The sequence below is a fragment of the Burkholderia sp. LFS061 genome, assembly GCF_047978125.1.
GTDB lineage: Bacteria > Pseudomonadota > Gammaproteobacteria > Burkholderiales > Burkholderiaceae > Burkholderia > Burkholderia pyrrocinia_C.
Window position 1 is genome coordinate 1 of record NZ_JBFPFS010000072.1, and the last position, 25,196, is coordinate 25,196.

A 25,196-nucleotide genomic window follows, 5' to 3' on the forward strand; every position below is an offset into this window, starting at 1 on the left:
GCGCCGGGCCGGCCCGAAGCGCGGCGCCGACGGGCGGCTCGCGCAGCCGGCCGCCGCCGCGCCCGACGCCGAAGGCGCTGCCGCGAGCGACGAAGCGGGCGCAAGCGGCACGAAGCGCAAGAAGAAGGCGGCCGCCGACAAACCCGTGAAGACCGTCGACAAGCTCGCGAAGCTCGGCCTCACGCGCTCGATCGATCTCGTGCTGCATCTGCCGATGCGCTATGAGGACGAAACCACGCTCACGCCGATCGGCGAACTGCTGCCGGGCGGCATCGCGCAGACCGAAGGCGTCGTGTTCGACAACGAGGTCGCGTACCGGCCGCGCCGCCAGCTCGTCGTGAAGATCCAGGACGACGACGGCGAGCACCTCGTGCTGCGCTTCCTGAATTTCTACGGCTCGCAGGTCAAGCAGATGGCCGTCGGCCAGCGGCTGCGCGTGCGCGGCGACGTGCGCGGCGGCTTCTTCGGGATGGAGATGGTGCATCCGGCGGTGCGCGTCGTCGACGCGGATACGCCGCTGCCGCAGGTGCTCACGCCCGTCTATCCGAGTACGGCCGGCGTGTCGCAGGCCTATCTGCGCAAGGCGATCGAGAACGCGGTCGAGCGCACGCCGCTGCCCGAGCTGCTGCCGCCCGAGATCGATCGCGCGTACCTGCGGCCGCTCGGCGTACCGTCGCTCGAGCAGGCCGTGCGCATCCTGCACCACCCGGGCGTCGATTCCGACGAAGCCGCGCTGATGGACGGCTCGCATCCGGCGTGGACGCGCATCAAGTTCGAGGAGCTGCTCGCGCAGCAGCTGTCGCTCAAGCGCGCGCACGAGGAGCGCCGCACGCGCGCGGCGCCCGCGATGCCGCGCCGCGCCGCGAGCGATGCCGATTCGCTGACGACGCGGCTCTACGCGGCGCTGCCGTTCACGCTGACCGGTGCGCAGTCGCGCGTCGTCGACGAGATCGCGCACGACCTCACGCTCGCGCACCCGATGCAGCGCCTGCTGCAGGGCGACGTCGGCAGCGGCAAGACGGTCGTCGCGGCGCTGGCCGCCACGCAGGCGATCGACGCCGGCTACCAGGCCGCGCTGATGGCGCCCACCGAAATCCTCGCGGAACAGCACGCGCGCAAGCTGCGCGCATGGCTCGAGCCGCTCGGCGTCACGGTTGCGTGGCTGGCGGGCAGCCTGAAGGCGAAGGAGAAGCGCGCGGCGATCGAGGCGGCCGCGCTCGGCACCGCGCAGCTCGTGATCGGCACGCACGCGATCATCCAGGACACGGTCGAATTCGCGCGGCTCGGCCTCGTGATCGTCGACGAGCAGCACCGCTTCGGCGTCGAGCAGCGTCTCGCGCTGCGCGCGAAGGCCGCGAACGCGGCCAACGGCGCGCGCGATTTCCAGCCGCACCAGTTGATGATGTCGGCCACGCCGATTCCGCGCACGCTCGCGATGACGTATTACGCCGATCTCGAAGTCTCGACGATCGACGAGCTGCCGCCGGGCCGCACGCCCGTGCTGACGCGCCTCGTCGGCGACGCGCGGCGCGAGGAGGTGATCGCCCGGGTGCGCGAGGCCGCGCTGACGGGGCGCCAGGTGTACTGGGTGTGCCCGCTGATCGAGGAGAGCGAGACGCTGCAACTGCAGACGGCCGTCGAGACCTACGAGACGCTCGCCACGGCACTTCCCGAACTGAAGGTCGGGCTCGTGCACGGCCGGCTGTCGCCGGCCGACAAGGCGGCCGTGATGGAAGCGTTCACGCGCAACGACGTGCAGCTGCTGGTCGCGACGACCGTGATCGAAGTCGGCGTCGACGTGCCGAACGCGTCGCTGATGGTGATCGAGCACGCGGAGCGCTTCGGCCTCGCGCAGCTGCACCAGTTGCGCGGCCGCGTCGGGCGCGGCACCGCGGCGTCGGTGTGCGTGCTGCTGTACACGGGGCCGCTGTCGATTACCGGCCGCGAGCGGCTCAAGACGATGCGCGAGACGACCGACGGCTTCGAGATCGCGCGGCGCGACCTCGAAATCCGCGGCCCTGGCGAATTCCTCGGCGCGCGCCAGTCGGGCGCGGCGATGCTGCGCTTCGCGAACCTCGAGACCGACGGCTGGCTGATCGATCCGGCCCGCGAGGCCGCAACGCGACTGATCGCCGCGTACCCCGACGTCGTCACGCAGCATCTCGCGCGCTGGCTCGGCGCGCGCGAGCAGTACCTGAAGGCCTGATCCACCGGTTTGGGGCCGGATCCTGAGCCGCCAAAACCGTCAATCGACGCATCGCGATGCAGAGAAACTTGGCGAACCGGTGCCAGAGGGTGTATAAATTAAACCTATCGCATGTATATCTCTGATTGACCCACAATGACGCTGACTGAATTGAAATACATCGTCGCGGTTGCGCGCGAGCGGCATTTCGGCCGCGCGGCCGAAGCATGCTTCGTGAGCCAGCCGACGCTGTCGGTGGCGATCAAGAAGCTCGAAGACGAGCTCAACGTGCAGATTTTCGAGCGCGGCGCGAGCGAAGTGAGCGTGACGCCGATCGGCGACCAGATCGTCACGCAGGCGCAGCGCGTGCTCGAGCAGACCTTCGCGATCAAGGAGATCGCGAAGCAGGGCAAGGACCCGCTCGTCGGCCCGTTCCGTCTCGGCGTGATCTATACGATCGGACCCTATCTGCTGCCCACGCTCGTCAAGCAGATGATCCAGCGTGTCCCGCAGATGCCGCTGATGCTGCAGGAGAACTACACGCTGAAGCTGCTCGAACTGCTGAAGCAGGGCGAGATCGACGCCGCGATCATGGCGCTGCCGTTCCCGGAAACCGGCCTGATGGTGCGCCCGCTGTACGACGAGCCGTTCGTCGTCGCGCTGCCGGCCGGCCATCCATGGGAGAAGCGCGAGGAAATCGATGCCGAGGACCTGAAGCAGGAAACCATGCTGCTGCTCGGCAACGGCCACTGCTTCCGCGATCACGTGCTCGGCGTGTGCCCGGAGCTGATGCGCTTCTCGCAGACGGCCGACGGCATCCAGAAGACCTTCGAGGGCTCGTCGCTGGAGACGATCCGCCACATGGTCGCGAGCGGCGTCGGCATCACCGTGCTGCCGCGGATGTCGGTCACCGAGGTCGGCCCGCGCGCGAACGGCCCCGATGCCGAGTTGCTGTCGTACGTGCCGTTCCACGAGCCGGTGCCCGACCGCCGCGTGGTGCTCGTGTGGCGCAAGAGCTTCACGCGGATGCCCGCGATCGACGCGATCAGCGATGCGATTTCCGCATGCGAATTGCCGGGCGTCGCGAAGCTCGACATGCCGGCGACGATGAACTGACCGAGCTACTGCATGCCTATGTGCGGCGCAATGAACGGGGCCTTGCGACCCCGTTTATTTTTCTCTATCGCATAGATGAAATTAATCAAATTCAAATAATTGATAGATATGTATAGAATCCTCTACATGGATCGGCGTCGTGTCGACGTTCGATTTGCATGCTGAATGCAAGCACCAAAGGAGGATGTCATGATGCGGTCGGTATTGCAGCACGCGCAGCGGAACATCCCGTCGCGCGACGGGGTCGTACATCGCGCCAGGGTTGCGGTTCGCAGCCTGCGTCCGATTGCGTTCGCGTACCTGGCGGACCGTGTGTATGGCGGATGAACGTTGCCGCATGCCGGTCCTGCGTGCCCCCGCGTTACCCGCCGTCAAGCCATGAGAGAGCACCGCATGTCCGAAAGCTGGAACACCACGCGCGTCACCGGCACGACGCCTGCCGGGGGGCGGTTCCCCGAGCGCCCCGCCTGCGGCGCGTCGCAGCGGGAGCGCGCGGCGAAGGCCACGCACGACATTCCGTAGTACGACAGGAGGGACCCTACCTGTTCCGTTTCCCATCCCCGCAATGACACTCCACAGACAGCGCCCGGCATGCCGCCGGCGCGAGCAGGTGGAGGCATACGAGCAAGCCAAGGAGAAAACGCATGTCGACCGAAACGAAGTGCCCGTTCAACCACACCGCAGGCAGCGGCACGACGAACAAGGACTGGTGGCCGAATCAGCTGAACCTGAACATCCTGCATCGGCACTCGGCGCTGTCCGATCCGATGGACAAGGATTTCGACTACGCCGAGGCGTTCAAGAAGCTTGACCTCGCGGCGGTGAAGAAGGACCTGCACGCACTGATGACGACGTCGCAGGACTGGTGGCCGGCCGACTTCGGCCACTACGGCGGCCTGTTCATCCGCATGGCCTGGCACAGCGCCGGCACGTACCGCACGGCCGACGGCCGCGGCGGCGCGGGCGGCGGGCAGCAACGCTTCGCGCCGCTCAACAGCTGGCCGGACAACGTGAGCCTCGACAAGGCGCGCCGGCTGCTGTGGCCGATCAAGCAGAAGTACGGCCGCAACATCTCGTGGGCCGACCTGCTGATCCTGACCGGCAACGTCGCGCTCGAATCGATGGGCTTCAAGACCTTCGGCTTCGCCGGCGGCCGCGTCGACACGTGGGAACCGGACGACGTCTACTGGGGCTCGGAAAAGATCTGGCTGGAACTGAGCGGCGGCCCGAACAGCCGCTACTCGGGCAAGCGCGACCTGGAAAGCCCGCTCGCCGCGGTGCAGATGGGCCTCATCTACGTGAATCCGGAAGGCCCGGACGGCAACCCCGACCCGGTCGCCGCCGCGCACGACATCCGCGAGACGTTCGCGCGGATGGCGATGAACGACGAAGAGACGGTCGCGCTGATCGCCGGCGGTCACACGTTCGGCAAGACGCACGGCGCCGGCCCGGCATCGAACGTCGGCCCCGAGCCGGAAGCCGCGGGCCTCGAGCAGCAGGGTCTCGGCTGGAAGAGCTCGTTCGGCACGGGCAAGGGCGCGGACGCGATCACGAGCGGCCTCGAAGTCACGTGGACATCGACGCCGACCAAGTGGAGCAACGACTTCTTCAAGCACCTGTTCAGCTATGAGTGGGAGCTCACGAAGAGCCCGGCCGGCGCGCACCAGTGGGTCGCGAAGGACTCCGGCGAAGTGATTCCGGATGCGTACGACGCGTCGAAGAAGCATCGCCCGACGATGCTGACGACCGACCTGTCGCTGCGTTTCGACCCGGCATACGAAAAGATCTCGCGCCGCTTCTACGAGAACCCGGCCGAGTTCGCCGACGCGTTCGCACGCGCGTGGTTCAAGCTCACGCACCGCGACATGGGGCCGCGTGCGCGTTATCTCGGCCCGGACGTGCCGGCGGAACATCTGCTGTGGCAGGACCCGATCCCGGCCGTCGACCACAAGCTGATCGACGACGCCGACGTCGCGGCGCTGAAGGCGAAGGTGCTCGCATCGGGCCTGTCGGTGTCGCAGCTCGTGTCGACCGCATGGGCGTCGGCTGCGACGTTCCGCGGTTCGGACAAGCGTGGCGGCGCGAACGGTGCGCGCATCCGCCTCGCGCCGCAGAAGGACTGGGAAGTGAACCAGCCGGCTGAACTCGCGAAGGTGCTCGCGACGCTCGAAGGCGTGCAGAAGGCGTTCAACGACGCGCAGACGGGCGGCAAGAAGGTGTCGCTCGCCGACCTGATCGTGCTGGCCGGTGCGGCCGGCGTCGAGCAGGCCGCGAAGAATGCGGGCGTGGCGGTGACGGTGCCGTTCGCACCGGGCCGCGCGGATGCGTCGCCGGAGCAGACCGACATCGACGCGATGGCCGTGCTCGAGCCGGTGGCGGATGGTTTCCGCAACTTCCTGAAGCATGCGTACAAGACGCCGGCCGAGGCGCTGCTGGTCGACAAGGCGCAACTGCTGACGCTGAGCGCGCCCGAGATGACGGTGCTCGTCGGTGGCCTGCGCGTGCTCGGCACGAACGTCGGCGATGCGAAGCACGGCGTGTTCACCGACCGTCCGGAAACGCTGACGAACGACTTCTTCGTGAACCTGCTCGACATGGGCACGGAGTGGAAGCCGGTGTCGGCCGCGAACGACGTGTTCGAAGGGCGCGATCGTGCGACGGGCAAGGTCAAGTGGACGGGCACGCGCGTCGACCTGATCTTCGGCTCGCACGCGCAACTGCGCGCGCTGGCCGAGGTGTACGGCAGCGCGGATGCGAAGGAGAAGTTCGCACGCGACTTCGTCGCGGCCTGGAACAAGGTGATGAACCTCGACCGCTTCGATCTCGCATGAGCCTGGCCGCCGCGTAATGCGGCAGTGCGGTAACTCAGTAACGCAGCAACGTGAAACGGCCGGTCGAACGACCGGCCGTTTCTTCTGGAACCGATGTCTCGTCGAAGGAGTGACGACCATGACGCAAATGATGCTCGATATGCGCGCTGCGTTCGCGGCGCCGGTGACACGGGCGCCGGCCGCGATCGTGCGGCGCTTCGTCGGTTTTGCGATCGCAGGCGGCGGTGCTGCCGTGCTGGTCGCGCAGGCGCTGCACGCGCTTGCGCCGGTTGCGGGCAACTGAGCGCGAAGTTTCGTGCGGGCCGAACCTGTCCCTTGATTTATGTGCATCGCTGCGCCGCCGTGTGCAGCGGGCCCCGGCGGCCCGAGCGCGTCCGGCGGCTGCCAACTGTGGCCCGCTCCGACATGACGCGAAGCGCCGCTCGGCTCTAAAATGCCGGGATTCTCTTCCCGGTGCTTCGCCATGCTTGCCCGCTTTCCCCTGTATCTGCGGCTCGTCCGGATGGACAAGCCGATCGGCAGCCTGCTGCTGCTCTGGCCGACGCTCAATGCGCTGTGGATCGCGTCGGACGGCCACCCGCGCTGGCCGCTGCTGGTGATCTTCACGCTCGGCACGCTGCTGATGCGCTCGGCCGGCTGCGCGATGAACGACTACGCCGACCGCGATTTCGACCGTCACGTGAAGCGCACGGCCGACCGGCCGCTGACGTCGGGCAAGATCCGCGCATGGGAAGCCGTCGCGATCGCGGTCGGGCTGTCGTTCATCGCGTTCCTGCTGATCCTGCCGCTGAACACGCTGACGAAGGAACTGTCCGTCGTCGCGCTGTTCGTCGCGGGTTCCTATCCGTTCATGAAGCGTTTCTTCGCGATTCCGCAGGCGTATCTCGGCATCGCGTTCGGTTTCGGCATTCCGATGGCGTTCGCGGCCGTGCAGGACACGGTGCCGACGATCGCGTGGGTGATGCTGGTCGCGAACATTTTCTGGTCGGTCGCGTACGACACCGAATACGCGATGGTCGATCGCGACGACGACATCAAGATCGGCATCCGCACGTCCGCGCTGACGTTCGGCCGCTTCGACGTCGCGGCGGTGATGGCGTGTTATGCGGCGACGCTCGGCATCTACGTGTGGATCGGCGTGACGCTCGGCTTCGGCCTGGCGTACTGGGCCGGCTGGGCGGTGGCGGTCGGCTGCGCGCTGTATCACTACACGCTGATCAAGGACCGCGAACGGATGCCGTGCTTCGCGGCGTTCCGGCACAACAACTGGCTCGGCGGCGTGCTGTTCGCGGGGATTGCCGTGCATTACCTGCTGGCCGGCAACTGAACGAAGCCGCGCGCCGGCGCGCAATTCCAATAAAAAAGCGGCCCGATGGCCGCTTTTTTTAGGTCCAGTGTCAGGGCAGCCGGCACGACGGGCGCGCTTACGCGCGGCCGAGCTCGTCGCCCATTTCCTTCGCGCGTGCCTCGGCCGCGAGCGCGCCGCGCACGATCGCTTCCTTCACACCCTGCGCGTCGAACGACGCGAGCGCGGCGGCCGTCGTGCCGCCCTTCGACGTCACGCGCTCGCGCAGCACGCTCGCCGGTTCGCCCGATTGCGCGGCGAGCTGCGCGGCGCCCGCGAACGTCGCGACTGCGAGCGCGCGACCCTGTTCGTCGTTCATGCCGAGGCGGCGCGCGGCTTCCTGCAGCGCTTCGATGAAATAGAACACGTATGCGGGGCCGCTGCCCGAAATGGCCGTGACGGCGTCGAGCTGCGATTCGTCGTCGAACCATACGATCTCGCCGACCGCGCCAAGCACGTTCGATGCGAGTTCGCGGCCTGCCGCGTCGACGCCCGGCAGTGCGGCGAGGCCCGTCACGCCCATGCCGACGAGCGCGGGTGTGTTCGGCATCGTGCGCACGACGCGGGCGTAGTCGCCGAGCCAGCGCGCGAGGTCCGTGCCGCGAATGCCGGCCGCGATGCTGATCACGAGCTGCGACTTCAGGTGCGGCGCGAGCGCCTGCGCGACGTCCTTCAGTACCTGCGGTTTCACCGCGAGCACGACCGCGTCGTAATCGGCGAGCGTCGCGTCGACGGCCGCGCCGGTGCGCACGCCGAATTGCTGCGCGGCGCGCGCGCGCACGTCCTCGTTGATGTCGATGGCATACAGGCCTTCAGCGGCGACGCCGCGCTTGATCAGGCCGCCGATCAGGGCCGCGGCCATGTTGCCGCCGCCGATGAATGCGATTTTCATGATGTCCGATTGAGCGAGTGAGTGAACGGAAAGGCGGAAAGGGCGCCGCGCTCAGTGCGAATAATCGCGCGCGCCGAAGATTGCGGTGCCGACGCGCACGATCGTCGCGCCTTCGAGCACGGCCGCGTCGAGATCGGCGGACATGCCCATCGACAACGTGTCGAGCGGCAGGCCGCCGGCACGCAATGCGTCGAACAGGTCGCTCAGCGCGCGATGCGGTGCGCGTTGCGCTTCGATATCGCCGGCCGGTTCGGGGATCGCCATCAGGCCGCGCAGCCGCAGCGACGGCAGCGCGGCGACCGCGCGCGCGACGTCGGCCACGTCGGCCGGCGCGACGCCGCTCTTCGACGCCTCGCCGCTGATGTTTACCTGCACGCATACGTTGAGCGGCGGCAGGTGCGCGGGGCGTTGTTCCGACAGGCGCTGCGCGATCTTCAGCCGGTCGACCGAATGGACCCAGTCGAAGCGCTCGGCGACCGGGCGCGTCTTGTTCGATTGCAGCGGCCCGATGAAATGCCATTCGAGCGACGCGCGCAGATCGGCGAGCGCGTCGATCTTGTCGATCGATTCCTGCACGTAGTTTTCGCCGAATGCGTGTTGCCCGGCCGCGTGCGCGGCGCGTACGTCGTCGGCGGGAAACGTCTTCGAGACGGCGAGCAGCGACACGGTGGCGGGATCGCGGCCGGCCGCGCGGGCGGCGTCGGCGATGCGGCGATGAACGGATTCGAGACGGGCGGCGAGATCGGACATAACGGGCGCGAAGACAGGCACGGAAGCGGGCATGAAGCCGATGCGCCGCGGCACGCGGCGCATCGATCCGCCCATTATACGGACGCCGCGCGCGCAGCCCGCCTCAGCCGTACAGCAAATGCTCGACGAGCTGGATCCAGTGCACGACCGGAATCTGCGTGCCGCTCTGCAGGTGCGCGATGCAGCCGATGTTGCCGGACACGATCATCTGCGGTTCGAGCGCCTGTAGCTTCAGCAGTTTCTGCTTGCGCAACCGGTACGACAGCGACGGCTGCGTCAGCGAATAGGTGCCGGCCGAGCCGCAGCACAGATGGCTGTCGGCCGGCAGCCGCACGTCGATGCCGAGCGTCTCGAGCAGGCGTTCGACCTTGCCGCGCGACTGCTGCCCATGCTGCAGCGTGCACGGCGGGTGGTACGCGACTGTGTGGATCGCGCGGCGCCGTGCGAGCGTCGCGAGCTCGGCCTCGAATGCGAGCAGCACGTCGGAGATGTCGCGCGTCAGCGAGACGATGCGCTGCGCCCTCTCCGCGTAGGCCGGGTCGTCGCGCAGCAGGTGCGCATATTCGAGCACCGTCGCGCCGCAGCCCGATGCGTTCATCACGATCGCCTCGGCGCCTTGTTCGACATGGGGCCACCATGCGTCGATGTTGCGGCGCGCGTCGTCGAGCGCCTCGTCGTGATAGTTCAGGTGCAGGCGGATCGCGCCGCAGCAGCCCGCGTCGGGCGCGACGACCGTCTCGATGCCGAGCGCGTCGAGCACGCGCGCGGTCGCGATGTTGATGTTCGGCAGCATCGACGGCTGCACGCAGCCGCCGAGCATCAGCATCTTGCGCGTATGCGTGCGGTGCGGCCATTCGAGCAGCCGCGTGCGCGGCGGCACCTTGTCGCGCAGCCGCTTCGGCAGCAGCGGCCGCACGTGCTGGCCGAGCCGCATCACCGGCGAGAACAGCGCGGCGTTCGGCACGAGGCTCGCGAGCACGCGGCGCACGATCCGCTGCTGCACGGGGCGCCGCACCTGCGCCTCGACGTGCTTGCGGCCAATCTCGACGAGCCGGCCGTACTGGACGCCGGAAGGGCAGGTCGTCTCGCAGCTTCGGCACGTCAGGCAGCGGTCGAGATGCTGCTGCGTGCTGCGCGTGACGGTCGCGCCTTCGACCATCTGCTTGATCAGGTAGATGCGCCCGCGCGGGCCGTCGAGTTCGTCGCCGAGCAGTTGATAGGTCGGGCAGGTCGCGGTGCAGAACCCGCAATGCACGCACTTGCGCAGGATCGCGTCGGCCTCGTCGCCGTCGGGCGTGTTGCGGATGAAATCGGCGAGGTTCGTTTGCATCGAGCCCTCAGAGATCAGGGTAGAGCCGGCCGCGGTTGAAGATGCGCGCGGGATCGAACGCGGCCTTCAGCCCGCGGTGGATTTTCATCATCGGGGCGGGCAGCGGCGTGAACACGCCCGCGCTGCGGTCGTACGTGTCGCCCGCGCGGAACAGCGTCGCGTGGCCGCCGGCCTGCTTCGCGCTCATGCGCACGGTCTGCGCATCGGCGTCGGTGATCCACCAGCGCTGCGCGCCGCCCCATTCCATCAGCTGGGTGCCGGGCAAGTGCATCGGCTCGGTGATCGACGGCAGTGCAAGGCGCCACAGCGCATAGCCGGGCGGAATGCCGTTGAAGAACGGATCGGTATGCTCGCGCAGGCCGGCCCAGAAGCGCTCGGCTTCGACCGCGTCGACGACTTCGCCGCCGAGCAGCGTCTTCGCGGATTTCACGGCCGCTTCGGCGCCCGACAGGCGCAGCACGAGCGTGCCGTTGCGCCACGCGCTCGCGCTGACGGGCAGCGGATGGCCGCCCCATTCGTTGAGCTTGCGCACCGCGTCGGTCGCGGTCATCTCGAACTTCAGCGTGACTTCGGCGACGGGCATCGGCAGCACCTTGATCGACAGGTCGAGCATCAGCCCGAGCGTGCCGAGCGAACCGGCCATCAGCCGCGACACGTCGTAGCCGGCGACGTTCTTCACGACCTGACCGCCGAAGCGCAGCACCTCGCCGCGACCGTTCATCAGCGTGACGCCGAGCACGAAATCGCGCGGTGCGCCGCAGGTAGCGCGGCGCGGGCCCGCGAGACCCGCCGCGATGCAGCCGCCGACAGTGGCCGCGCGGCCGAAGTGCGGCGGCTCGAACGGCAGCATCTGGCCGCACTCGGCGAGGACGGTTTCAAGCTCAGCGAGCGACGTGCCCGCGCGGACCGTGACGACGAGTTCGGCCGGGTCGTACGACACGACGCCCTGAAACGCGCGCGTGTCGAGGATTTCGCCCTCGAGCGCCTGGCCGTACCAGTCCTTGGTGCCGCCGCCGCGAATCCGCAGCGGCCGGCCGTCGGCGCTGGCCGCGCGGATGCGCTCGGCCCATCCGGCGACGATGTCGTCCTCTTCCATGTTCTGTTGCTGCCTCGACTTGTTGTTCGGTCGATTGTACCGGGGTGGCGCGATTCCACATCGCGACTATCCCTAAGCCCGGTATTGCGGACCGCATGCCCGTGCCGCCGCGCGAATGGGCCGCGCGGGCACGGCAGCACGGCGCGAGCGGTGCCGCCGGCGCGCGCCGCACCCCGCGCGACGCTCAGAATCGGGGCAGGTCGGGGTGCGGAAGCAGCCCGCCGCGCACGTGCTGGCGGCCGTATTCGGCACAGCGCGCGCGGGTCGGGATGCCCTTGTCGGGGTTCAGCAGCCCCGCGGGATCGAATGCGCGCTTGACCGCGAAGAACGCGTCGCGCTCCTGCGGCGAGAACTGTACGCACATCGAATTGAGCTTCTCGATGCCGACGCCGTGCTCGCCCGTCACACTGCCGCCGAATTCCACGCAGCATTCGAGGATTTCCGCGCCGAACTCTTCCGCGCGGCGCAGCTCGTCCGGATCGTTCGCGTTGTACAGGATCAGCGGATGCATGTTGCCGTCGCCTGCATGGAACACGTTGATGCAGCGCAGCCCGTAGCGCGTCTCGAGCTGCTCGATGCGCGCGAGCAGCGGGCCGATCGCGCGGCGCGGCACGGTGCCGTCCATGCAGTAATAGTCGGCGGAAATACGGCCGGCGGCCGGGAACGCGTTCTTGCGGCCCGACCAGTAGCGCAGCCGCTCCTGTTCGTTGCGCGATACCTGGATGCGCGTCGCGCCGTGCTCGCGCAGCACGGCCGTCATCCGCACGATCTCTTCGGCGACTTCTTCCGGCGTGCCGTCCGATTCGCACAGCAGGATCGCCTTCGCGTCGAGGTCGTAGCCCGCGTGCGTGAACGCCTCGACGGCTTGCGTGGCCGGCTTGTCCATCATCTCGAGCCCGGCCGGGATGATGCCCGACGCGATGATCGCCGCGACGGCCTCGCCGCCCTTGACCACGTCGTCGAAGCTCGCCATCACGAGTTGCGCGGTCTGCGGCTTCGGGATCAGCCGCACCGTGACTTCGGTGACGATCGCGAACATCCCTTCGCTGCCGATCATCACGGCGAGCAGGTCGAGGCCCGGCATGTCGAGCGCGAGCGAGCCGAACTCGACGATCTCGCCGTCGATCGTCACCGCGCGCACGCGCATCACGTTGTGCACGGTCAGCCCGTATTTCAGGCAATGGACGCCGCCGGAATTTTCCGCGACGTTGCCGCCGATCGTGCAGGCGATCTGCGATGACGGATCGGGTGCGTAATACAGGCCGTACGGCGCGGCGGCTTCCGAGATCGCGAGGTTGCGCACGCCGGGCTGCACGATCGCGGTGCGCGCGTACGGGTCGACTTCGACGATGCGCGTGAAGCGCGCGAGCGACAGCACGACGCCGAGCGCGATCGGCAGCGCGCCGCCCGACAGGCTCGTGCCCGCGCCGCGCGGCACGATCGGCACTTCCATGCGGCGGCAGATCTGCACGATCCGCTGCACCTGCGATTCCGTTTCGGGCAGCGCGACCGCGAGCGGCAGGCGGCGGTAGGCGGACAGGCCGTCGCATTCGTACGGCGCCGTGTCTTCGTCGCGGTACAGCAGGCAGTGCGTCGGCAGCACGGCCATCAGGGCCTGCACGACCTCGCGCTGGCGCTGCGCGCGTGCTGCGCTCGACAGTTCGACGGGAGCGTTCATGGAGTCTCCTGCAGCAGGCGGCGCGACGTCGCGCCGCCGTCTCAGCACGTGAAAATCTTGCCGGGATTCATCAGGTTGCGCGGATCGAGCGCGAGCTTGATCGCGCGCATCGTGTCGATCGCGTTGTCGCCGTGCTCCTTCGGCAGGAACCGCATCTTGTGCAGCCCGACGCCGTGCTCGCCCGTGCAGGTGCCGCCGAGGCGCAGCGCGCGCTCGACGATCCGGTCGTTGATGTGCTCGGCTTCGGCGAGTTCCTCGGGTTTGTCGGGATCGATCAGGATCGCGACGTGGAAATTGCCGTCGCCGACGTGGCCGACGATCGGGCAGGGCAGCGACGACGCGCGCAGGTCGACTTCGGTTTCCTCGACGCACGCGGCGAGCTGCGAGATCGGCACGCAGACGTCGGTTGTCACCGCGCGGCAGCCCGGCTTCAATTGCAGCATCGCGAAGTATGCGTTGTGGCGCGCGGCCCAGAGCCGGCTGCGGTCCTCCGGGCGGGTCGCCCATTCGAAGCCCTGGCCGTTGTTCTGGCCGGCGAGCGCCTGCACGAGTTCGGCTTGTTCCTTCACGCCGGCCTCGGTGCCGTGGAATTCGAAGAACAGCGTCGGCGCTTCGGTGAGCGTCAGGTTCGAGTGGCGGTTGATCGAGCGCACGGCGAGCGAATCGACGAATTCGACGCGCGCGATCGGCACGCCGATCTGGATCGTCTCGATCACGGTGCGTACCGCGTCGCCCATCGTCGGGAACGTGCAGATCGCGGCCGACACGGCTTCGGGCAGCGGGTGCAGCCGCAGCGTGATCTCGGTGATCACGCCGAGCGTGCCTTCGGAGCCGACGAACAGGCGCGTGAGGTCGTAGCCGGCCGACGACTTGCGCGCGCGCGAGCCCGTTTTCACGACGCGGCCGTCGGCGAGCACGGCGGTCAGGCCGAGCACGTTCTCGCGCATCGTGCCGTAGCGCACGGCGTTGGTGCCCGATGCGCGGGTCGCGGTCATCCCGCCGATGCTGGCGTCGGCGCCCGGGTCGATCGGGAAGAACAGGCCGGTGTCGCGCAGCGCTTCGTTGAGTGCCTTGCGCGTGATGCCCGGCTCGACCGTCACGGTCAGGTCTTCGGCATTGATCGACAGCACGCGGTTCATTTCCGACAGGTCGAGCGATACGCCGCCGCGCACCGCGAGCAGGTGGCCTTCGAGCGACGAGCCGGCGCCGTACGGAATCAGCGGCACGCTGTAGAGCGAGCACAGCGACACGGCTTCGCGCACGTCGTCCGCGCTGTGCGCGAACACGACGGCATCGGGCAGTTGCGGATCGAACGGCGATTCGTCGCGGCCGTGGTGCTCGCGGACCGCGTCGGCGGTCGACACGCGCTCGCCGAACGCGGCGCGCAGCGCATCGAGCATGGCGGGGGGAAGCGGGCGGCGCGTGGCGGCAGGCGGGGCGGGGTGATTCACGAATGTCTCCTGACTGCTTGTCGAACTTTCGGTCCATTCTACGCTGTAACGCCCGCTGCGAGCCCCGCCGCGGGCTGCGATAATCGTGTTTCAACCCAACCGGACCGCGTTGCGGCCGCGCACGAGAGGACATTCGCATGGGCAACCGCTTGAGCAAGATCGCGACGCGCACGGGCGACGACGGCACCACCGGCCTCGGCGACGGACGGCGCATCGGCAAGGACGACGTGCGGATCGCGGCGATCGGCGACGTCGACGAACTGAACTCGAATCTCGGCGTGCTGCTCGCCGAGACGCTGCCGGACGACGTGCGTACCGCGCTCGTCACGATCCAGCACGACCTGTTCGATCTCGGCGGCGAGCTGTGCATCCCCGGCCATACGGTGCTCGACGACACGCATCTCGCGCGCCTCGACCGGTGGCTCGCCGACTACAACGCGACGCTGCAGCCGCTGAAGGAATTCATCCTGCCGGCCGGCTCGCGCGCGGCGTCGCTCGCGCACGTATGCCGGACGGTGTGCCGCCGCGCGGAGCGCTCGATCGTCGCGCTCGGCCGCGACGAAACGCTCAACGATGCGCCGCGGCGATACGTGAACCGGCTGTCCGACCTGCTGTTCGTGCTGGCGCGCGTGCTGAACCGTGCCGACGGCGGGACGGACGTGCTGTGGGAGCGCGGGCGCGTCCGCTAGCGCGCCGTGGCGCTTTTGCGCACTGCGACAATTTGTCTGGGTGAAGTCGATTTTTAAACATGTATCGTATGCGCATGTTTAACGGAGAACGAACATGACCCAGATCACCGCTGACCAGATGGCTCGCGTGAAGGCCACTGCCCCTGTCCTCGCCGTGCACGGCGCGACGATCACGAAGCATTTCTACCAGCGCATGTTCGCGCGCCATCCGGAACTGAAAAACCTGTTCAACCAGACGCACCAGAAGACCGGCAGCCAGCCGGAAACGCTCGCGAAGGCGGTCTATGCGTATGCGGCGAACATCGACAATCTCGGCGCGCTCGGCGGTGCGGTGTCGCACATCGCGCACAAGCACGCGAGCCTGAACATCCGTCCCGAGCATTACCCGATCGTCGGCGAGAACCTGCTCGCGTCGATCGTCGAAGTGCTCGGCGACGCGGTCGATGCCGACACGCTCGAAGCCTGGCGCGTCGCGTACGGCCAGCTCGCGCAGATCCTGATCGGCGCCGAGGCCGACCTGTACGCTGGCGCCGCATGGAGCGGCTTCCGTCCGTTCAAGGTGGCGCGCAAGGTGCGCGAGAGCGACGAGATCACGTCGTTCTACCTGAGCCCGGCCGACGGCGGCGCGGCGCCGACCTTCGAACCGGGACAGTACGTCACGGTGAAGCGCTTCGTCGGCGATCTCGGCGTCGACCAGCCGCGCCAGTACAGCCTGTCCGACGCGCCGCACGGCAAGTGGCTGCGTATCTCGGTGAAGCGCGAGTCGGGCCGGCCCGAGGCGATCCCGGCCGGCAAGGTGTCGACGCTGATGCACGACGGCGTGGAGGAGGGCGCGATCGTCGAAGTGACCGCGCCGATGGGCGAATTCTCGCTGAAGCGCGCTGTCGATATGCCGGTCGTGCTGATCTCGGGCGGCGTCGGCCTGACGCCGATGGTGTCGATGGCGTCGACGCTGGTTGCGGAAGGCAGCAAGCGCGAGGTGCGCTTCATCCATGCATGCCGTTCAGGCGCGGTGCACGCGTTCCGCGACTGGCTGAACGATGCGGTGCGCGAGCATGCGAACGTCAGGCGCACGGTGCTGTACGAACTGGTCGGCCCGGACGATCGCGCAGGGATCGACCATGACCTCGAAGGGCGGCTCACGCCGGAACGCGTGAAGGGATTCGCGCTGGTGCCGGACGCCGACTACTACATCTGCGGCCCGATCGCGTTCATGAAGGCGCAACGCGATGCGCTGGTTGCGCTCGGCGTCGCGCCGGAGCGCATCAATACCGAAATCTTCGGCTCGGGCGCGCTCGAGTGATGCGCTGACGGGGGGTCTCCGGCCAATAAAAAATGCCCGGCGCAAGCCGGGCATTTTCGTTGCGACGCCAGTGATCAGTTGCCGCTGCCGCGCGCCACGCGCCGCGCCTTGACCGATTCCGCGAGGCCTTCGAGCACCTTCACGCTGTCGTCCCACGCGATGCACGCATCGGTGATGCTCTGGCCGTAGGTCAGCGGGCAGCCTTCCTTCAGGTCCTGACGGCCTTCGACGAGATGCGACTCGATCATCACGCCGACGATCCGCTCGTCGCCCGCCGCGATCTGGCGGCCGATGTCCGCGCACACCGGGATCTGGTTCTCGTGCTTCTTCGAGCTGTTCGCGTGGCTCGCGTCGATCATCAGGCGCGCGGCGAGGCCGGCCTTGCCGATGTCCGCGCAGGCGGCGTTCACGCTGTCCGCGTCGTAGTTCGGCGTCTTGCCGCCGCGCAGGATCACGTGGCAGTCCTCGTTGCCGGCCGTCGACACGATCGCCGAGTGGCCGCCCTTCGTCACCGACAGGAAATGGTGCGGCTGCGATGCAGCCTTGATCGCGTCGACCGCGATCTTCACGTTGCCGTCGGTGCCGTTCTTGAAACCGACCGGGCACGACAGCCCCGACGCGAGCTCGCGGTGCACCTGCGACTCGGTCGTGCGCGCGCCGATCGCGCCCCACGAGATCAGGTCGGCGATGTACTGCGGGCTGATCATGTCGAGGTATTCGGTCGCGGCCGGCAGCCCCATCTCGTTGATCTGCAGCAGCAGCTCGCGCGCGGTGCGCAGCCCTTCGTTGATCTTGAAGCTGTTGTCGAGGTGCGGATCGTTGATGAGCCCCTTCCAGCCGACCGTCGTGCGGGGCTTCTCGAAGTACACGCGCATCACGATTTCCAGTTCGCCCTTGAAGCGCTCGCGCTCCTTCACGAGCCGGCCCGCGTATTCGATCGCCGCCTTCGTATCGTGGATCGAGCACGGCCCGATCACGACGATCAGCCGGTCGTCCATCCCGTGCAGGATGCGGTGCATCGACTGGCGCGAGTTGTAGATCAGCTCGGACGCGGCTTCGGAGCACGCGAATTCGCGGATCAGGTGGGCGGGCGGCGTCAGTTCCTTGAGTTCGCGAATGCGGACGTCGTCGGTATTGTGCGGGGGCATGCTGTTTCTCCTAATTTTGCGGGCGCCGTTCGGTCAGTGTGCGTGCGGCAGATTCATCAATTCAAGCGATTCAGTGGTTTCGGTCGGGGCCACGGGACCGCTGCGGCGGCGACCGGGTGGCGAAGGGCGAAAAAAAACCGCCGGGTTCGCCGGCGGTTTTTTCGGGAATTTCGGTTGCGCTTTACGCGCCATCAACTCTCTCGATCCGCCAGCGGTCTGAGATGCCAAAAAAAGTAAAAATAAAACTTGGCGGACATGACGGCGATTCGGTTCGTCAAAAAAGTTGATTCGGAATTTATACCCCGTCGCCGGGCGGCTTGCAACCGGGAGGCGTCAAAAATGCGGACAATCCGCGCGTTCTCTTCAAAATACGCGGATTGTCTGCGCCGCGATGCGGTTATGCCGTACCGCCGACCGTCATCTTGTCGATCCGCAGGGTCGGCTGGCCGACGCCGACCGGCACGCTCTGGCCTTCCTTGCCGCACACGCCGACGCCCGTGTCGAGCGACATGTCGTTGCCGATCATGCTCACGTACTTCAGCGATTCGGGGCCGCTGCCGATCAGCGTCGCGCCCTTCACCGGGTAGGTGATCTTGCCGTTCTCGATCATGTACGCCTCGGACGCCGAGAACACGAACTTGCCGTTCGTGATGTCGACCTGGCCGCCGCCGAAGTTCACCGCGTACAGGCCGCTCTTCACCGACGCGATGATTTCCTGCGGATCCTTGTCGCCGTTCAGCATGTACGTGTTCGTCATGCGCGGCATCGGCAGCGCTGCGTACGACTCGCGCCGCGCATTGCCCGTGACCGGCATCTTCATCAGGCGCGCATTCAGCGTGTCCTGGATGTAGCCCTTCAGGATGCCGTCCTCGATCAGCGTCGTGCACTGCGTCGGGTTGCCTTCGTCGTCGATGTTCAGCGACCCGCGGCGGTTCGGCAGCGTGCCGTCGTCGACGACGGTCACGCCCTTCGCGGCGACCTGTTCGCCGATCCGGCCCGCGAATGCCGACGAGCCCTTGCGGTTGAAGTCGCCCTCGAGGCCGTGGCCGATCGCCTCGTGCAGCAGCACGCCCGGCCAGCCCGGCCCGAGCACGACCGTCATCGCGCCGGCCGGCGCGGGGCGGGCGTCGAGGTTCACGAGTGCCGCGTGCACGGCGTCGTCGACGTAACGCGACAGCACTTCATCGGTGAAGTAGCCGTAGTCGAAGCGGCCGCCGCCGCCGCCGGAGCCGATCTCGCGGCGGCCGTTCTGTTCGGCGATCACCGTGACCGACACGCGCACGAGCGGGCGGATGTCGGCCGCGAGTGCGCCGTCGCTGCGTGCGACGAGCACGACGTCGTATTCGCCGGCGAGGCCCGCCATCACCTGCGTGACGCGCGGGTCGCGCCCGCGCGCCATCTGCTCGATGCGCTCGAGCAGCTTGACCTTGGCCGTCGCGTCGAGCGACGCGAGCGGGTCGGACGGCAGGTACAGGTCGCGGCCCGAAATGCCCTTCAGCGACGTCGCCGCCTTGATCTTCTGCCGGCCGCCGCCGGCCGCCGCGATCGCCTTGGTGGCCGCGGCCGCCTGCGCGATCGCTTCCGGCGACAGGTCGTCGGAATACGCGAACGCGGTGCGGTCGCCCGCGACCGCGCGCACGCCGACGCCCTGGTCGATGCTGAAGCTGCCCGACTTGACGATGCCTTCCTCGAGGCTCCACGCTTCGCTGCGGGTCGCCTGGAAGTACAGGTCCGCGTAGTCGACGCGATGCGTGAAGATGTCGGCGATCGTGCGCGTGAGCAGGCTTTCGTCGAGGCCGTACGGCGTGAGCAGGATGTCCTTCGCCAGCGCGAGGTTGCGGATGCCGGGTTCGATGATGTTCATGCGGATATCGGGGTTTCTCAAAAAGTTGTCGGGTGCTTCTGGGCAGATGGGTGGGCCGCGCGGCGTTTCAAGCGGTGCGGCGGATTCAGGTCAGCACGCGGTGCCGCCACGCGGGCAGGCTCTGGCGCACGTCGGCGATGCGCTGCGGATCGATCGCGCCGAGCACGACGCTTGCGCCCACGTCGCGGACCGCGACGACTTCGCCCCACGGGTCGATCAGCATGCTGTGGCCCCAGGTGCGCCGGCCGTTCTCGTGCTTGCCGCCCTGAGCGGCCGCGAGCACGTAGCACTGGTTCTCGACGGCCCGCGCGCGCAGCAGCGTTTCCCAGTGCGCGCGGCCCGTCGTATACGTAAACGCCGACGGTACGACGATCATCGCGCAGTCGCCCATCCTGCGATACAGCTCCGGAAAGCGCAGATCGTAACAGACCGACAGGCCGACCCGCCCGAACGGCGCGTCGAACGCGACGACCGTATCGCCCGCGCGGATCGTGCGCGCCTCGTCGAACGACTCGTCGCCTTTCTCGAAGTTGAACAGGTGGATCTTGTCGTAGCGCGCGGCCTCGTTGCCGGACGGATCGAACACGAGCGTCGTGTTCAGCACGCGATCGGGCTCCGGCGCCTTCAGCGGCAGCGTGCCGCCGATCACCCAGATGCCGTGGCGGCGCGCGGCGTCCGCGAGGAAGCGCTGGATCGGGCCGTCCTGGTAGGGTTCGGCGAGCGCGAGCTTGTCGGTGTCGCGGTGGCCCATGAAGCAGAAATACTCGGGCAGCAGCACGAGCTGCGCGCCTTCGCCGGCCGCTTCCGCGATCAGGCGGCGGGCTTCGGCGAGATTGCGCGTGACGTCCGGCGTGCTCACCATCTGCAGCGCGGCGACCCGAAAGGGCGTGGCGGAACGGGTGTGGTCGGTCATCGCGGGATCGGTTGCGTCATAAATGGGGTGCGGCCCGGCAGCGCGCGGAACTCAATGGTTCGTTGCATCGGCCGGACCGTGATTCATCTTACCCTGATCGCCCCGCACCCGCTCGATGTGCGGGTGCGCCCACGAGCCCGTGATCGCGTAGTCGAGCGCGAACGCGCGCGACAGCGTCTCCGACAGCGCGTAGTTCGCGGCCAGCACGCCGACGCCGAGCAGCGGATTGACGATCGCGGCTGCGATCGCCGCCGTGCCGGCGCCGATCTTCGGTGCGACGTGCGCGTGCAGGTCCTGCGTTTCGGCGCCGAGGTCGACCGCGCCGCGCACCGTCACGTTCGCGGGCCCCGTCGTCATCGAGAAGTCGTCGGTGCGCGCGATGCCGTTCGAGATCCGCCCGGTGCCCGTGATCTTGTCGAACGGCAGCCCCTTGCCGACCACGTCGCGGAAATTCAGCGTCAGGAAGCGCGCGAGGCTCTGCAGGCTCAGCACGCCGAGCAGCTTCGCCGCACCCGGATCGACCTTGAGGATCTGCCCGTGCTCGAGGTCGAGCGCGACCTGGCCGCCGAGCGACGGGAAGTCGACCGCGGTCGGGCCGCCGCGCCAGCCGACCTTGCCCGTTATCGTGCCGTGTCCGTCCGCGAGCGTGCGCGGCAGGCCGACGCGGTCGAGCAGCGCGCCCGCGTTGTCGATGTCGAGCTTGAAGTCGAACACGGTGCGGCGCGGCGCATCGTTTTCGTCGGCGCCGCCGGCGAGCGCGCGGCGCGACGTGCGCCAGTTGCCGGTCGCCGTCAGCTTCGCGGCCGGATTCGACAGTTCCAGCTTGTCGAGCTGCCACACGGGCGTGCCGTCTTCGTCGATGTTGCGCGCGTTGACGACGAGGCGGCCGATGTCGTGGGCGCGCGCGACGACCTGGTCGACGATCAGGTCGATCGACGGTATCGGGCGGTCGGTCGGCGTCGGCAGGTTCATCGCGCGGCCGACGAGGTCGTGCTGCGCGCTGTCCGGAATCACGAGTTTCGCGAGCCGTGCGTTCAGTACGCCCGCGCCGTTGTGGCCGCCGCCCGGCGCCCACGACAGGTAGCCCGATACCTGGTTCGACGCGATGTTCGCCTGCCATAGCTCGTCGACGTGCGATGCACCGACGATCACGTTTTCCCAGTTGCGCTTGAGCAGCTTCAGCGTGCCGAAGTGGAACGCGAAGCGCTTCGGCGCGAAGCTCGCGAGATCGACGCGCGGCGCGGCCTGCGGCTCCGGCGCGCGCGGCGTGTCGGGCTTCAGCGTGCGGGCGAGCGCGAGCCACGCGTCGGCATCGAGTTCGTCGACGTCGACGGCCGCGCTCACGCCGTCCTGCGGCATGTCGGGCATCCGGTGGATGCCCATCGCGCCGCGCACCGCGCGCAGCGGCTGGCCGCGCGTCGCGTCGAGCAGGTAGGTCGCGGACACGGGGCCGAGCGTCAGGTCGGCGTGTTCGAGGCGCCTGCCGTCCGCCTGCGGCGCCGGCTGCAGCGTGAAGCTGAACGGCATCGGCGTGCCGGCCGCTTTCGCGAACGGCGCCGGGAAGTCCAGCGCGACGCCGGTCAGGTCGGAGCGCGCGGCGACGTCGGGCAGGCGGCCCGGCACGCCGCGCACGGCGACCTTGTACGGCGCGTCGCCGATCACATGTTCGAGCAGCGCCGCGGCCGCGCCGTGCAGGTTCAGCCCGCGCGCGGCGTCGAGCGCGAGCCGGCCGTCGACGTCCACCGCGTACGGGCCGTGCGACCGGAAGCTGCCGTTCGCATGTACCGGACCGCCGAGGAATCGGCCCGACAGGTCGTGCAGCGACGCGCCGGCATCGGTGAAGCGGACCTGGCCGCGCAGCGCAGACAGCGGCGGCACGCCGTCGGCCGACAGCGTGTTGCCGCCGAACGCGAGCGCGCCTTCGATGGCCGTGTGCTTGTGTGCGATGCGCTGCGGAATCGTCAGCTTGAGCGACAGCGCCGCGGGGCCCTGCGCGTCGAGCCGCTGCGCCACATGGCCGCTCATCGCGCCGAGCGAGCTGTTGTCCGCGTAGTCGAGCAGGTCGGCGAGCGGGCCGTTCGCATGGCCTTCGATCACGAGCGGCGAATCGGCCGGGCGGCCGAGATCGTCGATGCGGCCCGCGACCTTCGTCAGCGCGACGCGCTTGTAGTGCGCGCGGTCGATGTCGAAGCGCAGCTTGTTCTGCGCGAGCTCGAACACGCCGTCGATCCCGTCGAGCGCCGGCCAGACGCTCGGCGTGCCGTTCGCGAGCTTGCGCGGCGGATACGGCGTCGGCTCGAAGCGGCCGCCGGTGAACGGCGCGACGATGTGGAACACGCCGGCGTCCGGCTCGTGTTCGAACGGGAATTTCTCGAGCGGGCCGCGGGCGACGATCGACGCGCCCTTGGTCACCTTGCCGTCCTGCAGCGCGTGGCCGAGATAGTTGCGCAGGTGCTCGGACATCCCGGTCGGCAGGTAGCGCGGAATGCGCGCCACCGACGCGCGCGCGAAATCGGCGCGCAGGTCGAGCGAGCCTCGGCCGTGGCCGGGGTTCGTGTACGAGCCCGACACCGCGATTTCTGCATCGGGGTTCGAGACGAGCAGGTCGGGCAGCGTCACGTCGACGCGCGCGTGCTTGTCGCCGGGCGCGGGCGTGATCACCCATTTGGCGTTGCCGCGCAGCCGGTCGAACGTCAGGCGCGGCTCGTCGAACTCGCCGGGCACCGTGACGGCCGCGTTGACCGTGTCGAAGTGCGCGGCGCCGCCCGTCTCGTTCGCATCGACGCGGCCCCACAGGTTCTCGACGCCCGGCCAGCCGGCACGCGGGTGGCCGCGCGGCGACAGGCCCGGCGGCGGCTCCTGCGCGGCGAAGCTGATGCCTTGCAGGTCGCCGAGGAAGCGGTAGCGGACGATCGGCGCGGCGCCGGTGCGCCGCTCCTCGTCGGCGAGCTCGGCCCGCGCGGGTTTCGCGCGCTCGACCTCGATGTGATAGTTCGACACCATCCCGCGCGGGTCGATCTTGATCAGTTCGTTGCGCAGGTGCGCCGGCAGCGGCAGCCCGCGGATGAACTCGCTGAGGATGCCGAGATCGACGCGGTCGCCGACGACGCTGATCAGTTGCCCCTGGCTGGCCGTCGGCACGCGGTAGCGGGCCGTCAGCGTCGACAGCGCGAGCGAGCGGGCGAGCGGCGTGCCGTCCGGCAGCGGCGGCTGGCCGAGTTCCGCGTTGAAGCGCGTCAGGTGCAGCGTGTAGTCGTGACCGGCATCGAGCACCATGTCCCAGCCGAAGCCGACCGTCGGCACGTCGAGCCGCGGCTGCGTCGGACGCACGCGCAGCGCGACGTCGGCACCCTGCAGGTCGCCGCCCGCCGAGCGCAGGTGGCCGTCGCTGAAGGTCGCCCAGATCGCGTTGTCGATCCGGCCCGCGTGGATCATGAGCGGTATGTCGAGGTAGCGGGCGAGCGTCTGCAGGTCGACGGGGCCTGTCGACAAGTAAGCGTCGCCGGTCCAGTTCGACGGCTTGCCGACCGGCGCGAGTGCCTTGTGCGTGAAGCGCGCGCGGAAATCGAGCGGGCCGAGCAGCAGCGTGCCGTTCGCGGGCGCCTGCAGCGCGGCCTTGTGTACCCGACCGTCGTTGAGCACCGCGATCCGGATGCCCGACAGCACGAGCTCCGGCGCGTCGTGCTGCGCGTCGCGCCAGCGCAGCGTGCCGCCGCGCAGCACGATTGCTTCCTGCCTCAGCAGCCACGTGCCGAACGTGTCGCTGCCGCCGTGGGTGGTCGCCACGCCGACGCCCGCGACGCTCAGCGAGCCGTCGGCCGCGCGCGCGACGACGAGGTCGGGCTGGTCGACGATCAGGCTCGACAGCGCGGGCGACAGCCGCAGCAGCGACATCCACGACAGCGCGGCCGTCGCGTGCGGCACCGACAGCGCGACCTTGCCGTCGCGGCCGCGGATCGTCAGGTTCGTGAGTTCGACGCCCGGCTGCATGCCGGACCAGTTCGGGGAAAGCTTGCCGATCGAAAGCTGCGTGTGGAGCTTGTCGGACACGACGCGCTCGATGCGCGGGCGGAATTCGTCGATGCGGGGCAGCAGCACGTAGCGCAGCCCCAGGAACGCGCCGGCCGCAACGAAGTAAGTGCCGATCCCGACTGCCAGCGTCACCTTGAACACGCGACGCAGGACCGGATGATCGTGCTTCGGAGGTCCCGCTTCGGGCGCAGCTACGGCGGATTCCTGACGGTCGGACATGCGGCGGACGGGCGGCGATATGGTAGTTTTGCAGATTGACGTTGAAATGTATCACATGGGTTCGTGCCGGCGGCCGTTGCGGCCGCACGGCACGGGCTTTCCGGCGCGCGGTTTCGCGGCGGACGCACGCGCGTCCCGCGATGCCGCGCCGAGTCCATGGGGCCGGCCGGCAGCGGGGCGCGCACGCGTATGCCCGCGCCGGCCGGCCTTACCGCCAGGCCCGCTTCTCGATGACCGACGCTTCCGCCCTGATCAGCACGTCTTATTCCCGTTATATCGCACGCGCGGCCGCCGCGCGGCCCGCGCTGGCCGAGCAGGTGGCCGCGTGGGCCGCCGCGCCGCTCGCCCGCGCGC

General features: G+C 68.7%; 19 protein-coding genes. 9 read left to right on the top strand and 10 right to left on the bottom strand.

Annotated elements, in window-relative coordinates; all coding sequences use genetic code 11:
• The 6 genes from recG to ubiA form a co-directional block, all read left to right on the top strand.
• A partial coding sequence (recG, locus tag ACNQQL_RS34330) for an ATP-dependent DNA helicase RecG (RefSeq protein ID WP_347068927.1) occupies positions 1-2,206 on the top strand: 2,206 nt, incomplete at its 5' end.
• Between the two features lie 135 nt (positions 2,207-2,341).
• The gene (locus ACNQQL_RS34335; protein WP_034182776.1) at positions 2,342-3,301 is read left to right on the top strand and encodes a LysR substrate-binding domain-containing protein; all 960 of its coding nucleotides are present in this window, start codon (positions 2,342-2,344) and stop codon (positions 3,299-3,301) included.
• 393 nt (positions 3,302-3,694) lie between these two features.
• Positions 3,695-3,823: a hypothetical protein gene (locus ACNQQL_RS34340; protein WP_347068929.1), complete on the top strand. Its 129-nt coding sequence runs from the start codon at positions 3,695-3,697 to the stop codon at positions 3,821-3,823.
• 122 nt (positions 3,824-3,945) lie between these two features.
• On the top strand, positions 3,946-6,132 hold the full coding sequence (gene katG / locus ACNQQL_RS34345) for a catalase/peroxidase HPI (RefSeq protein WP_347068931.1): 2,187 nt from the start codon (positions 3,946-3,948) through the stop codon (positions 6,130-6,132).
• A 118-nt stretch (positions 6,133-6,250) separates the two neighbouring features.
• Complete coding sequence (locus tag ACNQQL_RS34350) at positions 6,251-6,415, top strand: hypothetical protein (RefSeq protein WP_342308741.1); 165 nt, start codon at positions 6,251-6,253, stop codon at positions 6,413-6,415.
• A gap of 180 nt (positions 6,416-6,595) precedes the next feature.
• Positions 6,596-7,459 carry a 4-hydroxybenzoate octaprenyltransferase gene (gene ubiA, locus ACNQQL_RS34355; RefSeq protein WP_347068934.1) on the top strand — a complete coding sequence of 288 codons (864 nt, stop codon included), beginning with the start codon at positions 6,596-6,598 and terminating at the stop codon, positions 7,457-7,459.
• A gap of 97 nt (positions 7,460-7,556) precedes the next feature.
• Here the strand turns inward: ubiA and proC are convergent, their stop codons facing one another.
• From proC to ACNQQL_RS34385, 6 genes are all read right to left on the bottom strand, one after another.
• Entirely contained in the window at positions 7,557-8,369 is an 813-nt protein-coding gene (gene proC, locus ACNQQL_RS34360; RefSeq protein ID WP_034182779.1) for a pyrroline-5-carboxylate reductase, read from the bottom strand.
• Between the two features lie 51 nt (positions 8,370-8,420).
• Positions 8,421-9,119: a YggS family pyridoxal phosphate-dependent enzyme gene (locus tag ACNQQL_RS34365; protein ID WP_347068946.1), complete on the bottom strand. Its 699-nt coding sequence runs from the start codon at positions 9,117-9,119 to the stop codon at positions 8,421-8,423.
• Between the two features lie 103 nt (positions 9,120-9,222).
• Complete coding sequence (gene glcF / locus ACNQQL_RS34370) at positions 9,223-10,449, bottom strand: glycolate oxidase subunit GlcF (protein ID WP_175962459.1); 1,227 nt, start codon at positions 10,447-10,449, stop codon at positions 9,223-9,225.
• Between the two features lie 7 nt (positions 10,450-10,456).
• The gene (gene glcE, locus ACNQQL_RS34375; RefSeq protein ID WP_347068937.1) at positions 10,457-11,545 is read right to left on the bottom strand and encodes a glycolate oxidase subunit GlcE; all 1,089 of its coding nucleotides are present in this window, start codon (positions 11,543-11,545) and stop codon (positions 10,457-10,459) included.
• Between the two features lie 184 nt (positions 11,546-11,729).
• Positions 11,730-13,223 carry an FAD-linked oxidase C-terminal domain-containing protein gene (locus ACNQQL_RS34380; RefSeq protein WP_175962461.1) on the bottom strand — a complete coding sequence of 498 codons (1,494 nt, stop codon included), beginning with the start codon at positions 13,221-13,223 and terminating at the stop codon, positions 11,730-11,732.
• 41 nt (positions 13,224-13,264) lie between these two features.
• Positions 13,265-14,674, bottom strand: coding sequence for an FAD-binding oxidoreductase (locus tag ACNQQL_RS34385; protein WP_072436279.1), 1,410 nt, complete (start codon positions 14,672-14,674; stop codon positions 13,265-13,267).
• A 137-nt stretch (positions 14,675-14,811) separates the two neighbouring features.
• On the opposite strand from ACNQQL_RS34385, the gene ACNQQL_RS34390 reads away from it, so the two are divergent.
• Complete coding sequence (locus tag ACNQQL_RS34390) at positions 14,812-15,363, top strand: cob(I)yrinic acid a,c-diamide adenosyltransferase (protein WP_072436278.1); 552 nt, start codon at positions 14,812-14,814, stop codon at positions 15,361-15,363.
• 94 nt (positions 15,364-15,457) lie between these two features.
• Entirely contained in the window at positions 15,458-16,666 is a 1,209-nt protein-coding gene (gene hmpA, locus ACNQQL_RS34395; RefSeq protein WP_347068940.1) for an NO-inducible flavohemoprotein, read from the top strand.
• A 74-nt stretch (positions 16,667-16,740) separates the two neighbouring features.
• Here the strand turns inward: hmpA and aroG are convergent, their stop codons facing one another.
• Positions 16,741-17,814 carry a 3-deoxy-7-phosphoheptulonate synthase AroG gene (aroG, locus tag ACNQQL_RS34400; protein ID WP_034182785.1) on the bottom strand — a complete coding sequence of 358 codons (1,074 nt, stop codon included), beginning with the start codon at positions 17,812-17,814 and terminating at the stop codon, positions 16,741-16,743.
• Positions 17,815-17,930: 116 nt separating this feature from the next.
• On the opposite strand from aroG, the gene ACNQQL_RS34405 reads away from it, so the two are divergent.
• Positions 17,931-18,101: a hypothetical protein gene (locus tag ACNQQL_RS34405; RefSeq protein ID WP_177318332.1), complete on the top strand. Its 171-nt coding sequence runs from the start codon at positions 17,931-17,933 to the stop codon at positions 18,099-18,101.
• Positions 18,102-18,211: 110 nt separating this feature from the next.
• Here the strand turns inward: ACNQQL_RS34405 and tldD are convergent, their stop codons facing one another.
• The 3 genes from tldD to ACNQQL_RS34420 all read right to left on the bottom strand — a co-directional run bounded on the left by tldD (position 18,212) and on the right by ACNQQL_RS34420 (position 24,842).
• Positions 18,212-19,678 carry a metalloprotease TldD gene (tldD, locus tag ACNQQL_RS34410; RefSeq protein WP_204425847.1) on the bottom strand — a complete coding sequence of 489 codons (1,467 nt, stop codon included), beginning with the start codon at positions 19,676-19,678 and terminating at the stop codon, positions 18,212-18,214.
• Positions 19,679-19,763: 85 nt separating this feature from the next.
• Positions 19,764-20,591, bottom strand: coding sequence for a carbon-nitrogen hydrolase family protein (locus ACNQQL_RS34415; RefSeq protein ID WP_034182786.1), 828 nt, complete (start codon positions 20,589-20,591; stop codon positions 19,764-19,766).
• 51 nt (positions 20,592-20,642) lie between these two features.
• Positions 20,643-24,842, bottom strand: a complete 4,200-nt coding sequence (locus ACNQQL_RS34420) for a YhdP family protein (RefSeq protein ID WP_347068944.1) — start codon at positions 24,840-24,842, stop codon at positions 20,643-20,645.
• Between the last annotated feature and the right edge of the window lie 354 nt (positions 24,843-25,196).